Genomic DNA, 13738 nt, shown 5'->3' with positions numbered 1-13738 from the left:
GAGATACCGCCTCCATCCCTCGCTTTCGCCCACAGGCGAATCTCCGGCCTCGGCATTGCCGACTTCTAATTTTGAAGACCCGTGTTATTCAAAATCAGAAACTGGAGAGCGTCATGGGCCTGCACATGGATCGACGCGCCGTTCTGGCGGGTCTTGCCGCCACCGCCACCGGAGCCTCAGGCGTCGCCCAGGCCCGGGCTCAGGCCCAGACCGGCGTCACCGCCGCTCGCGACCCTGTCTATCCGAACCTGCTGATCGTCGAAGGCCTCGATCCGGCCGGCGATTTCCGGCCACCGCTCATCGACGCCCTCAACGCCGGCTCCGGGCCGGTTCAGGCCGGATCGCACGACGCCTGGTTCGTCTTTCCCTGGCCCGCCCAGCCCGACACCAACCCCACCTCCGCCAACTTCACCTATGCCGATCTCGATCAGAGCGGACGCCCCTTCCTTGGGGCGGGCGATATGCGCCGCTTTCCTCGCGGGGTCTCGATCGCCGAGATCAAGAACCGCACCGGCCTGATGATCCATGAGGGGACCCACGCCTGGCTGGTCCCCAGCGCCCTGCAGATCCGACTGGCCGACGGGCGTCTGGCCGCGCCGCTCACCGAGGGAGATCTGACGGCCGCCTACAGCGCGGAGCGACGGTTCGAGGTCCCGCCGCTGCTGGCGCGTCAGAAACGCCACTGGACCTGCTTCATGAACCAGTTCTCGACCCAGGACGGGTCGCGCTGGCGCAGCACTCCCGCCGACGGGGGCCATGTTCAGTGGACCTTCGCCCCGCCGTCCGAGATGCTGGCCCGGGTGCCGAACCTTCAGCCCCTGGCCCTGGCGCCGCTGCTGGGGGATCTGGACCTCTACCTCATGGGACTGAAACCGGCCCGCGACTGTTTCGCCGATACGCCGACGCCCGGCCGGGTCAGCTGGATCGACCCCAAACTGACGGTCAGCCCCTTCGTCCGCTACGGGGCGGGCCTCTACGTCGAGTTCCAGAGCGGCGGCTTCATCCATTTCGGCTTCCACGACGACCACGGCGTACTGGTGGCCAGAAACCGGGCCGGGGTCGAGCTCGGCCGGGCCACGATCGGCGCCGCCTACCGGCCGCTCAGCAACCCGAATGCGGCGATGATGCTGCGCGCCGTCAAGAAGAACACCCGCTGGTACTTCCAGGCCTGTATCGGCAACAGCGGCCTCGCCGTCCTCGCCAACGCCCTGACCGGCGCCCGGGCGCCGCTGATGTTCGACAATGCGGCGTCTCCCGAGACCGCCTTCGTGCGGGGTGATTTCACCAACTGGACCACTGTGGCCTCGGTCGACACCTCTGAGTCCGCCGTGGCGGTGGGCATGATGACCAGCACCCAGACGGCGATCCTCGCGGAAGGCGAGTACTTCACCTTCGACATCCTCAAGGACGGCCAGGTTCTCGGCTTCATCCCGGCCCAGCACACGGCCCTGGAGCCCGGCCAGGGCCTCCCGAACCTGACGCCGGATCGCCTCTACCGGCTGTCGCCCAAGCCCGGCGCCCTGCTGCGTCGCCTGCCCCTGTCCTGGGTCATGGGCGCGCCCTACGACAATCTGTTCGACCGGACGGCCTCGATCGACGACGCTCCCCGGCTTCTGACCCGGCCGCCGACCGGCGACTTTGCCGTCGGGACCAGTTGCAAGGTCCGCCGCTCCTTCTTCTCCCCCTGGGCCGGCGGCGCCGCCGAGGGGGCGACGATCTGGGGCAAGGAGTCGTCCATCGCCGTCTCGGACGTCGTCGCCCCCGACTGGCTGGTCCGCCTGCAACGCCCGGCGCCGCGCACTCTGCGCAACGCCTTCATCATCCTCAAACCGCGCGGCGCGACCATCGACTCCAGCGCTCTCGCCTCCGTCGACGTCCTGCGTCAGTACTATGACGCCGCCCTGCCCGCGGTGACCAACCGTCTGCTGCTTTCCGACAGCCGGCTCTAGTCTTCCCAAGCCGGCGCAAAGGCCGACGCTCTTCTCTCTTCAGCCTTCAGTCCTCCACTATTCCGGAGCGGCCAATTGTGGCGGCAACCCGACAGAACTGACGATTACCGCCCCACCGCAGACCCGGGCGCATCACCCCTTAAGACTAACCAATGATCATATATTCGGAAGTTGTACCGTTACGTAGTAGTACCTAGGTTATATCAAACTCTGAGACGAAGATTAGTTCGGTTAATCGCTGATTATCCTTCTTGTCCCAAGGCGATTGGGCGCGGTTCTTAATCCGGGGGATAAATCATGAAGACGAAATCACTGCTGTTGGCGTTTGCGCCTGTTGTTCTGGCCTCGATGTTCAGCCCGGTCCTGGCCGCCGAACCCGAAGGCCAACCCGCAGCCGGCGAGGCCATCCAGACCCAGGCCCCCGCCGCCCGGCCACCGGCCGCCGCCCCCGCCGAGGCTGTCTTCTCCACCGGCGTCGCCCGCGGCCGCGACCGTCTGGACAGCGCCACCTCGACCAGCGCCTTGAGGCAGAACGAGATTCAGGTTCTCGGCGCCCGCTCCCTGGCCGACATCATCCGCAACATCCCGGGCATCCGCACCGAGTCCTCCACCGGCGACGGCAACTCGGCCTACACCATCCGCGGCCTGCCCCTGGCGTCCAGCGGCTCCAAATACATGCAGATCCAGGAGGACGGCCTGCCGGTCCTGGAGTTCGGCGACTTCTTCAACGTCGCCTCGGACATCTTCATTCGCGCCGACTTCAACCTGGCGGCCATTGAAGCCATCCGCGGCGGCTCGTCCTCGACCTTCGCCTCCAACTCGCCCGGCGGGGTCATCAACCTGCTTTCGAAGACCGGCGACGTCCGCGGCGGCGCTATCCAGATCACCACCGGCCTCGACTACGACACCAACCGCGTCGACTTCGACTACGGCGCCCCGCTCAGCGACACCCTGCGCTTCCACGTCGGCGGCTTCTACCGCTCCGGCGAGGGCCCGCGCGACGTCGGCTATAACGCCTTCGAAGGCGGCCAGCTGAAGTTCAACCTGACGAAGACCTTCACCGGCGGCTACGTCCGCCTGTCGGGCAAATACCTCAACGACAAGTCGCCCCAGTACCTGTCCGGCCCCGTGCGCATCACCGGCACGAACGACGACCCGACCTTCGAGAGCTTCAACGGCTACGACGTCCGCCACGACTCGATGCTGTCCGGCTACCTGCCCGGCGTGATCACCCTGGACGGCTCCAACAACCCGACCGTCATCCCGATGAGCACGGGCATGAACGCCGAGGTCAAGTCGATCGGTCTGGAGAGCCAGTTCACCGTCCACGACTGGACCATCACCCAGCGCGCCCGCTACTCGCAGATCTCGGGCGGCACCACCCGCAACCTGATCTCCGCCGTCTACGCCGGCAACGCCCTGCCCGCCTCCCTGGGCGCCGGGACCGGGACCTTCAGCTACGCCACCGGCCCTATGGCGGGTCAGACGATCACCAACCTTGCCACCATCAACGGCAACGGCCTGGTCGTCGCCAGCTCGCTGAACCGCATCGACGCGACCAAGCTCGACAACGCCATCAACGACATCCGCGCCAGCCGCGCCTTCGAGATCGGCGGCAATGAGCTGACCGTCACCGCCGGCCTCTACAACTCGCTCCAGAACCTCGGCAGCGACTGGCTGTACGGCAACCACCTCCAGGTCGTCGGCGCCGACGGGACCTCGGCCCTGATCAACTACACCAACGCCGGCGGCATCCCCCAGACCCAGGGCGGCTACCTGGGCTTCAACCGCTCGGGCAATACCGCCTTCTATCGCCGCAAATACGACGTCCAGTACAACATCGTCGCCCCCTACGGCTCGCTCAACTACCGCTTCGGCCGCATGTCCGTCGGCGGCAGCCTGCGCTGGGACGCCGGCGACGTCAGCGGCCAGCTCTACGGCGCCGACCTCGGCGGCGGCCGCGTCGGCATCATCGGCTATGACTTCAACGGCGACGGCGTCATCTCGGTCGCCGAGGGCAAGACCGCCGTCACCCCGCTCGGCAGCCCCGCCCCGGTGAACTACGACTACGGCTATCTCAGCTATTCGACCGGCGTGAACTTCCGCGTGGCCGAGCCCTTCGCCGTCTTCGCCCGCTACAGCCGCGGCGCCCGCGCCGGCGCCGACAAGATCCTCTATTCCTCCAAGGTCAGCACCGTCGACGGCTCCATGCCCGACGACGCCGACGGCTATGACATCGTCGAACAGCTGGAGGGTGGCTTCAAATACCGCCGCGCCAACCTGACCCTGAACGTCACCGGTTTCTCGGCCGACACCGAGGACACCAACGTCCAGGCCGGCGCCATCACCACCGACCGCAACTACACGGCCTATGGCGTCGAGGCCGAGGGCGCCGTCCAGCACGGCCCGTTCAGCCTCACCGCCGGCGTCACCTGGACCCAGGCCGAGATCGTCGACGACAAGCTGAACCCCACCGTCAACGGCATGGTCCCGCGGCGCCAGCCCGACTTCCTCTACCAGGCCACGCCCCAGTACCAGAACCGCTGGCTCACCGTCGGCGCCAACCTCATCGGCGCCACCAGCAGCTACGCCACCGACAACGACATCATGACCGTCCCCGGCTACCTGCTGGTCAACGCCTTCCTCCAGTACCGCCCCACCGAACGCGTCCAGCTCATGCTCAACGCCAACAACCTCTTCGACGAGGTCGCCTGGATCGAGATCACGACGCCGTCGGTGCCGGCGAACGGCGTGGGTCTGGGGCGGGCTGCGAACGGGCGGACGGTGTCGCTGTCGGCGCGGATGGATTTCTGATCAGCGAAAGTGCGGCGGCCTCGGGAGGGGTCGCCACTCCCTACTAACGAGACGTATGAGTTGGACTCAGAGCGTCTGTTCGTAAGGCCCGCGCTATGGTCTCTGTCCGCGCCCATTATCCTTCCCCCTTATCCGCAGACTTCGTGGACAGGAAACGATGCGGTTTACGTATTGGAGAAAGACGATCCTTACGGGACAGGCGCACGCAAACTCACCTGCGGTAATTTGGCATTCTGCAGGTCGCCGACGCTAACGGCTGGCCTCTTCGAAAAACAGGTCGGCATCATCAAGCCAATCTTCGAAGACGGTGACCGGCCTGCCGTGCTGGATGAATGTCACGAGGTCGTTGGGGTGCTTGGCAGAAAACTGACCCATCGCTTGGCCTTTGACCCTAACCTTGCGCCATGTGTCGGCATTGCGGTGGCCATAGAAATTACGGACGGTTCCGAGATCAGAAAAAAGCGTGGTGTTGAGCGCGAGCGCATTTTGGAGCGAGCTGATATTCGTGGCACCACATCCAGCGAAGACCTTTGCGGTATCCCGTGGATCCCTCACCGTTGGCTCCAGTTTTCGGCCGACGCGCTGAGGGCTTCTCAACCGAATATACGCGGGAGAGGCAAGGGTCTGAAGCATATACGCCGCAACCTCTTCTTCGTGTCCGAATGAACGTGAAACTCTGATTCGAGCTCCGGTTGCGGTTCGAGCTCCGCGGAGACTGCTGATTGTAAACGCCCTCAAAGACTCCAAGACGAGATTGTCCAACTCAATAACGCTAATCGCAAGGAGCTCAGACCTTCGAGGTTCGATTTGGTTGGTGGCAACGCCGTAAAGGCGCCTTAGCCGGAGCAACCGATAACTGAATGATCCGTAAAGCTTCCCAAGATCACCAACCGGACGCACGGCTTAAGCCCGAATACCGAGCGCTTCGTAGAAGTAGATGAACCGAATTCGTTTCGATTCTTCAACGTTCGTCTTTTTGCTGCAGGCATCGATGAAATCTTGCAGCGCGGGGAAGTCGTCAGGCGTTTGCAGTGCGTCTGCGAGGACCTCCATCGGTACGGCTTTCGCGTTGATCTCTGCGAGGAGAGCCTGATGCGCTGCCGGGACAAGGGTGGCGAGACGTTCCGGATCCCTGCGCACTAGAATAGCCAGCACTAAAGATTGGAAAACATGAGTTCTGAGTAGCGTAGGCTTGTGCAACTCCGGGGTCGCAAGGAAAGTCTCTATAGGGTAGGACAGCGCGTCCTCGAGGTCCACCTCGATCGGGAAAGTGCCGTTATACTTCTTATAAAGATCGTCGAGCTGCTTGCCTTTAACCGTCGAAAAACCGCTATCCAAAGCCAACGATACTTCGGCGTAGAATTTGAGATCCGACATTCGGACCAAATCCCGGCGACTGAAAAGACCAACCTTGTTTAGGGCAAGCTTATACTTGTCGCCGATGCGCACGATAAACCATTTAAACGGCCCTTGGAAACGCGCGTTCCGCTGCTCCTCGTCATTCAAAGGAACATTATTGGCGTTCATTCGGCGGAAAGCTTCCTGAACCTCCTCATCAGGAGCTCCTGAAAATTGATCTATTGGAAGAGAATAAGAAAGAAACTTTGACTTCCATTCATCGCTAAGTTGACTGTATTTTAACCCCCGGAGCGCGACGGTGTCGATATTGTTTGTGAGTCTCTGCTTATTGTTAAAAAAAGAAACTAGAGCTTGCGTTCTCTGTTGGCCGTCAACAACCTCTTTTACTTGTTGCCTGCTGCGGAGATCGAGCCTTGCGTGAAGATATAGTTTCGGAATGGGAAATTCCAAAAGTATAGATTCAATAAAAAAAGACCGCGCCTGCGCGGTCCATAGCCCTACGTTACGTTGATAGTCGTCGTTGACGGATATTTTCCCGTTGTTGTAGTCATGGCAGTAGTCGGCCACCGACATGGGGGAGGGGTTAGCTTTCACAGCAGTGTCCCTTTTTAGAGGTTTGGCTTCTTTTCAAAGCAGAGAACTGACTCGGTTGCATCAATCCGTTCGCGATACGATTTCGTATGCGGGTGTCGCCCTGCTAGCGTTCGGTTCAGCCGAAAATCGGCCCGGCGGCCAAGCGAAAGTCCGTGGCTTTCGCCCATTTCACCGAGGATTCTAGGAAGGTCATTGTGGATCTCCTTATAGTGAGAGTCCTGGACAACGAGCACAGCCACGCCGTCCTGCTTCAGCTTCCGTGATATGCCCGACAGCGACGCATAAATTTTCGCGAAATAGTCGATGTGAGTCTTTAGGTAGTAGCCGCTCGATGCTTTCGAGGGATGGCTTGCAACGGCTTCTAGAAAGTCGCAACAGGTCGGCCCCCAGCCACTTTCTACGTCTTGGACGATTGACGGGACGCGGATGGACCCGGTCATTTGCCGGCTAAGCTCGCCGGTGGTGGTCGTCATCAATGGCCACAGAACCGCAAGCTGGACTTTGGTTGCGGCGGTGTAGTCTAGCCTAGTGCAATAGGGCGGCGAGGTAAGAACCATATCAAACTCGGCCGCGCCCTTCAGATCGGACGTGGTGTCGGCAACCCGAAGCCCGATCGGCGCCCGCGCAACAATAGGCTCCGGAGCTTCCGACAGAGCCGCTGCCATTTCAGCGAGAAGGAACAGGTAGCGCGCGTCAAGATCTGCTGCTGGCCTTGAAGCGCGGCGCTCGCCGCAACGAGCGGTTCTCATCCACGTAGGGTTGGTTGTCGCAAAGCTTTTGGCCACCTCGCGGCAGTGAGTGAATAAGCCGACATAAAAGGTGGAGGCGATAGCGGAAAGATTGTCGAAGTTCGTGCCGGCTGACGAAATCGTTAAATCACCGATCAGCAGAACCCTGGCAGCGGACTCGATAGATCTGAACCATGACGCGGTTTGTGGGCCGAACCATTTCAAAAGAGGGTCGGTTGGCGCGCACGCAGAGCGCAGTCGCCGCGCGCTCGAAACGACTTCTTTGGCGAGCGGCATGATCGCGTCAGCTTCACTGGTGGCTAGCGATCGCGCGCGGGCGACAACAGCCATTACCGGGTTTAGGTCGATACCTTCGCTGGGTACGCCTAGCCGAGATGCCGCAAAGGTAGTCGTTCCGCTACCGTTCCATGGGTCTAAAATTCGGCTGTCGGCCGTCAAATCGGCTGAACGGATCAGTCGCTCAGCGAAGGTTTCGGGAAAACCCGCATAGTATGGGAAAAACCCCTCCCACCCTTTGTTGTTACGCACGTTCCGCTTGGGCGAGATAATGTCCAAGGCGTCCAAACGGGCGGTCATCAAAGGCTCCTTGCTGCTTCTCGATTCGCAGCATTCAGTTCATCTTAATCACTCTGGGCGTGAGCCGCCACTTATCTCACAACCGTCGTGAGGCGTGGGCGATGCCAATGACGTAAAGCCGTTATCCCGACTAGTTAAAGCCGCTTCACCATCGGTCCCCGCTCGGGCTCCGGCTTGATGGCCTGCGGCGCCGCTGTGCGGTCCGCCGTCTCCACGGGAGCCTCCACCCCCGCCTCCGCCCAGGCCGGCGGCCATTGGCCGGCCGCGTCGCCCTCCCCCACCCCGGTCGATCTCAGGTGCTGGCGCCACATCCGGTCTGACGGTGCCGCCGGGATTGGGACGGGTTTCAGGCGGCCGTCGGCGGTCCAGTAGCGTGCGGCCCAGCCGCCGCTGACGCCGCGGTGGAAGTCGGCGAGGGCCTGTTCGGGGCCCAGATGTCGGGCGCGCCAGTGCAGGGCGGTCAGGGCGAAGTCGTCGGCGAAGTCCCAGCCCTTTTCGCTGAGCAGGGCGTGGGCCATTTTGATGGCGCGCTCTTCGGCCCAGGCCTGAAGCCGGCGGGTCTCGGCCTCGCGGGCGGCGCGGCGTTCGGCCTCCAGCGCGGCCTTTTCCTCGGGCGTATATTGCGGCGGCGGGGCCGCGCGGGCGGCGCGGACCAGACGCTCGGCCGTGGCGACCAGCCGGGTCGCCTCGTCGAAGCGGCCGTCACGGATCATCCGGCCGGCCTGACCGATGGCCTCCTCCAGCGCCTGACGCGGGGCGAGGGGTTGGGCGGCGCGCTGCATCGCCTCGGCGTGTTTGGTCCGGGTCCAGCCCTTCCTCGCCGCGCGCTTCCTGATGCCGTTGACCGTCAGGCCGAGGCGGGCGGCGATGGCGTTGGCGCTCTCGCCCAGCAGATAGGCGTCCTGGGCCAAGGCCCAGATCTCGGGGCCGGCGAAATAGCGGATGCGGGCGGGCTTTCCCATGCGGCGAGGAAACCCCGCCCCTGCGTCACGCCCGGTCGCAGGCGCCCGTTGCAGTCCCTGTTCCGGTCCTGTTGCACGGTTACAGGCCCAAATGTCCCCGTTTCGTCCCCCTTTGCCCCGCCCCTGTCCCCGAAACCGGGACACTTTGCACGGGGACAACAGAGACAGGCCGAAACGAAAAAGGGCCGTCCTTTCGGACGGCCCCTGATCGTCTTTTCCGGCTCCCGGATCAGCTGTCCAGGAAGCTCCGCAGCTTGCGCGACCGGCTCGGGTGTTTGAGCTTCCTGAGCGCCTTGGCCTCGATCTGGCGGATGCGTTCGCGGGTGACCGAGAACTGCTGGCCGACCTCTTCGAGGGTGTGGTCGGTGTTCATGCCGATGCCGAAGCGCATGCGCAGGACGCGTTCCTCGCGCGGCGTCAGGGACGCCAGCACGCGGGTGGTGGTCTCGCGCAGGTTCGACTGGATGGCCGCGTCGATGGGCAGGATGGCGTTCTTGTCCTCGATGAAGTCGCCCAGGTGGCTGTCCTCCTCGTCGCCGATCGGCGTCTCGAGGCTGATCGGCTCCTTGGCGATCTTCAGGACCTTGCGGACCTTCTCCAGCGGCATGGCCAGCTTTTCGGCCAGTTCTTCCGGGGTCGGCTCGCGGCCGATCTCGTGCAGCATCTGGCGGCTGGTGCGGACGATCTTGTTGATCGTCTCGATCATGTGCACCGGGATGCGGATGGTCCGCGCCTGGTCGGCGATCGAGCGGGTGATCGCCTGACGGATCCACCAGGTGGCGTAGGTCGAGAACTTGTAGCCGCGGCGGTACTCGAACTTGTCGACCGCCTTCATCAGGCCGATGTTGCCTTCCTGGATGAGGTCCAGGAACTGCAGGCCGCGGTTCGTGTACTTCTTGGCGATGGAGATGACGAGGCGCAGGTTGGCCTCGACCATTTCCTTCTTGGCCTGACGGGCTTCGCGTTCGCCCTTCTGGACCGTCTGGACGATGCGGCGGTAGTCGTCGATCGGCAGGCCGGCCTCGACCGCCACGGCGGCGACGTCCATGCGGATCTTCTGGATCTGGGCGGCCTCGTTGTCCGAGAACTTGGTCCAGCGGACGCCCATTTCCTTGACGTTTTCGGTCCAGTTGGGGTCCAGCTCCTTCGAGAAGTAGGACTTCAGGAACTCGGGGCGCGAGATGCCGTAGCTGTCGGCCAGACGCAGCAGACGACCTTCCAGACCGATCAGCCGCTTGTTGATGGCGTACAGCTGCTCGACCAGGGCCTCGATGCGGTTGTTGTTCAGCTTGACCGTCTTCAGCCGGTCCGAGATGCCGGTCGACAGGGCCTCATAGGCCTTGCGGTCCTTGTCCGAGAGGTCCTCGCCCTTCAGGCGCGTCTCGACCAGCTTCTCCTGCAGCTTGCGGAAGGCGTCGAAGTCGGCGGCGATGGCGTCCAGGGTCTCCATGACGCCGTCGCGCAGCTCGGCTTCCAGCGCCGAGATGGACATGCCGCCGCCATCGTCGAAGTCCTCGTCCTCGTCTTCCTCGCCGCCTTCCTTCTCGGCGCCGCCCTCTTCGGATTCGGCGGCGGCGGGCACGGGCTGGCCGGGGATCGGGGCCTGGGGCTGGTTGTGCGGCAGCGACGACGGGTTGATCACGCCGTAGGTCGCGTCCAGGTCGATGACCTCGCGCAGCAGGATGCGGTTGTTGGCCAGTTCGTCGCGCCAGACCATGATGGCCTCGAACGTCAGGGCGCTTTCGCACAGGCCCGAGATCATCGCGTCGCGGCCGGCCTCGATGCGCTTGGCGATGGCGATCTCGCCCTCGCGGGAGAGCAGTTCGACGCTCCCCATCTCGCGCAGGTACATGCGCACCGGGTCGTCGGTGCGGTCATAGGTCGGCTTGGCGTTTTCGTCGGAAATCTGGGTCTCGGCGCGCTCGGCGACTTCGCCGCCCGAGCTCTCGGCCGCGTCCTCTTCCGCCTCGACGACGTTGACGCCCATTTCGGACAGCATCGCCAGGGTGTCTTCAATGGCGTCGGGCGTGACTTCTTCCGACGGCAGGACCTTGTTCAGCTCCTCCATCGTGACATAGCCGCGGGCCTTCGCCTGCTTGATAAACTTCTTGACGCCCGCATCCGTAAGGTCGAGCAGCGGCCCGTCGGACGAGGTCTCAGCAGGTTCCTGCGTATCAGTCATTCAGTCTCTGTCTCCAGCCGGTTCGGAGGCCGCCAGACCCCTCGGCAAAAATGCAACATCCGTTCGAAAAGAGAACGCGCCGGGCCTTCGTTTGTTACGAAGAAGCCTCGTCTTCCCAAATCGTCCCGGTCTTGATGGCTCGTCGCAACGCGTCGCGTTCCGCCTTCAGACGACTGAAGGCGGAGGCGTCGAAGGCCTGTTCGGCGTTCGACTTCGCTGACGCCAGCGCCTGCTCAAGCCCCGCCACGCGGGTCAGAGCGTCGAACGCTTGCGACCACCGGACCCTTGCTTCGGCGAGGGGCGCATTTGCGGCCAGGAAAGGCGCGCCGGACTTTGCCGCCGCCTTCTCGACCTCGCGCACTAAAGCATCGTGTCCCGAAGCGGCCAGATGGCGTCGCAATGCCGCACTGTCAAGGGTTTGGCCGCCCCCCACGTGACTGAACCGGAGACGGACGAGTTCCTGCGCCAGTCCGTCGAGGGCGTGATCGCCGAAGCCGTGGCTGGCGATGGCCTCCAGATGGTCGTCCATCCGTTCCGGATCATCGATGGCCCCGTGGGCGAGGGCGGCCGCGACGGGCTCGATCGAGCGGCTCAGCGACTGCATGGCCTCGGCGCCCTCGGCGGTCTGGCCGAGCTTGGGCGGCGGACCCCGCCAGCGCCCCCCTGCCCCGCCCTGCTGGGGGCGTTGCGACTGCGGGGCGTTGCGACCGGAGGGAAAGAGGGCGTCGAACCGCTCGAACATCTCGCGGCGGTATTGCTCGGCCAGATCCTTGTCCTGGATGGCCGCCGCCGCCTGACGCAGCCGCCCCTTAAGCCCGGCCTTGCGCTCGGGCGTATCCAGGGGTTCGGCCTCGACCTCGCGCTTGAACAGAACCTCGGCGAAGGGCTTGGTCTCGCCCATCGCCTGACGCAGGGCCGGCGCCCCCTTGTCGCGCAGGATGTCGTCGGGGTCCTGACCGCCCTCCAGCAGGGAGAAGCGGAACGACCGGCCGGGTTTCAGCAGCGGCAGGGCGCGTTCGATGGCGCGATAGGCGGCGCGCTGGCCGGCGCCGTCTCCGTCGAAGCACAGCACGGGCTCGGACGAGACCCGCCATAGCCGCTCCATCTGCTCCTCGGTCAGGGCTGTGCCCATCGGCGCCACGGCCGGCAGGCCGGCGCGCTGGCAGGCGATGACGTCCATATAGCCCTCGACCACGATGATGGCCTGGGTCGATTTGGATTCTGCGCCGAGGATGCGTCGCGCCTCGGGCAGGCCGTACAGGGTCGCGCCCTTGTGGAAGAGCGGACTCTCGGGCCCGTTCAGATATTTGGCCCGGTCGTCGGGGTTCATGGCCCGGCCGCCGAAGCTGACGATCCGACCCCGCGCGTCGAGGATCGGGAACATCAGCCGGTCGCGGAACCGGTCATAGGGCGCGCCGCTGCCTTCGGGCGAGATCAGCATTCCGGCCTCGACCAGCTCGCCCGGCTTGGCGCCGCGCTGGATCAGGGCGTTCTTCAGCCCCTCGCGGTCGTTGGGGGCATAACCGAGACCGAACCGCTCCCACTGGTCCTCGGGCAGGCCGCGCCGTTCGAGGTATTCGCGCGCCGCCTTGCCGGCCGCGCGGCGCAGATTGGCGGCGAACCACTTCTGCGACAGGTCCATCCAGTCCGACAGGCCCTGACGCTTCTGCTCGCGCTCGGCGGCCTGGGGGTCCTCGGCCGGCATCTGCATCCCGGCCTCGGCGGCCAGACGCTCGACCGCCTCGGGGAACGACAGCCGCTCGACCTCCTGCAGGAAGGAGATGACGTCACCGTGCTTCCCCGAGGAGAAGTCGTGGAAGAAGCCCTTGTCGTCGTTGACGAAGAAGGACGGCGACTTCTCCTTCGAGAAGGGGCTCAGGCCCACCCACTCGCGTCCCTGACGCTTGAGCTTCACCGACCGGCCGATCACGTCGGACGGGCGAAGGCGGGCCTTCAACTCCTCAAGAAAACGCTCGTCGAAACGCATGGAGCCAAACTAGGCCGGGCGTTGCGATTAAGCCATCCAAAGCCGGGGCCGCACCGCGTGAAACCCGGAAAGACTCGACACAATCGTATTCAGATGACAGCGTTATTTTATGAAAACGCTTCTGAACATTCTGCTGGTGACGGCTCTTCAGGCCGCCGGCCCCGTGGTCACGCCGCTCGGCCGGCACGACACTACGGCGTCCGGACAGCCGATCGAGCCGCCCGCCGTCGCGATCGTCAGCGCCTTCATCACCGAACTGGCCCCGGGGGCCGTCTTTCCCGAACACCGACACCCGTATCAACGCTTCACCTATGTGCTGGCGGGTCAGTTGCGGGTCGAGAACCTGGACACCGGTCAGATCTATGAGTTGAAGGCCGGTGACGTCTTCATCGAGCCGCGCGGGCAATGGCATCGCGGCACGGTCATCGGCGCTGAAACGGTGCGCATGTTCGCCGTCGACCAGACCCCCGACGGCGCCTCGAACGTCGAGCGTCGGCAGAACTGACCTCAGAGCTGTCCATGAACGGCAAGCGGAGCCGTTAACCTTTGCCGCAGCCGAACACGCG

9 protein-coding genes are annotated in these 13738 nt (G+C 64.0%); 3 read left to right on the top strand and 6 right to left on the bottom strand.

Annotated elements, in window-relative coordinates; all coding sequences use genetic code 11:
• Positions 1–113: 113 nt before the first annotated feature.
• On the top strand, positions 114–1949 hold the full coding sequence (locus ACW172_RS11930) for a hypothetical protein (protein ID WP_492031660.1): 1836 nt from the start codon (positions 114–116) through the stop codon (positions 1947–1949).
• A gap of 297 nt (positions 1950–2246) precedes the next feature.
• Positions 2247–4763: a TonB-dependent receptor domain-containing protein gene (locus ACW172_RS11925; RefSeq protein ID WP_492031659.1), complete on the top strand. Its 2517-nt coding sequence runs from the start codon at positions 2247–2249 to the stop codon at positions 4761–4763.
• A 249-nt stretch (positions 4764–5012) separates the two neighbouring features.
• Here the strand turns inward: ACW172_RS11925 and ACW172_RS11920 are convergent, their stop codons facing one another.
• The 6 genes from ACW172_RS11920 to dnaG form a co-directional block, all read right to left on the bottom strand.
• A complete protein-coding gene (locus ACW172_RS11920) occupies positions 5013–5396 on the bottom strand; it encodes a hypothetical protein (RefSeq protein WP_492031658.1) in 384 nt (127 codons plus the stop codon).
• Between the two features lie 270 nt (positions 5397–5666).
• Positions 5667–6695, bottom strand: coding sequence for a DUF262 domain-containing protein (locus ACW172_RS11915; protein WP_492031657.1), 1029 nt, complete (start codon positions 6693–6695; stop codon positions 5667–5669).
• Between the two features lie 35 nt (positions 6696–6730).
• A complete protein-coding gene (locus ACW172_RS11910) occupies positions 6731–8041 on the bottom strand; it encodes a DNA methyltransferase (protein WP_492031656.1) in 1311 nt (436 codons plus the stop codon).
• A gap of 134 nt (positions 8042–8175) precedes the next feature.
• On the bottom strand, positions 8176–9003 hold the full coding sequence (locus ACW172_RS11905; RefSeq protein ID WP_492031655.1) for a hypothetical protein: 828 nt from the start codon (positions 9001–9003) through the stop codon (positions 8176–8178).
• A 229-nt stretch (positions 9004–9232) separates the two neighbouring features.
• Entirely contained in the window at positions 9233–11185 is a 1953-nt protein-coding gene (gene rpoD, locus ACW172_RS11900) for an RNA polymerase sigma factor RpoD (protein WP_492031654.1), read from the bottom strand.
• Between the two features lie 94 nt (positions 11186–11279).
• A complete protein-coding gene (dnaG, locus tag ACW172_RS11895) occupies positions 11280–13172 on the bottom strand; it encodes a DNA primase (RefSeq protein ID WP_492031653.1) in 1893 nt (630 codons plus the stop codon).
• 109 nt (positions 13173–13281) lie between these two features.
• Here dnaG and ACW172_RS11890 point away from each other — a divergent pair, with 109 nt between their 5' ends.
• Positions 13282–13677: a cupin domain-containing protein gene (locus ACW172_RS11890; protein WP_492031652.1), complete on the top strand. Its 396-nt coding sequence runs from the start codon at positions 13282–13284 to the stop codon at positions 13675–13677.
• Positions 13678–13738 lie beyond the last annotated feature (61 nt).

Source organism: Brevundimonas sp. ALps5 (assembly GCF_058681645.1).
This window is presented reverse-complemented; position numbering and strand designations above follow the sequence as displayed.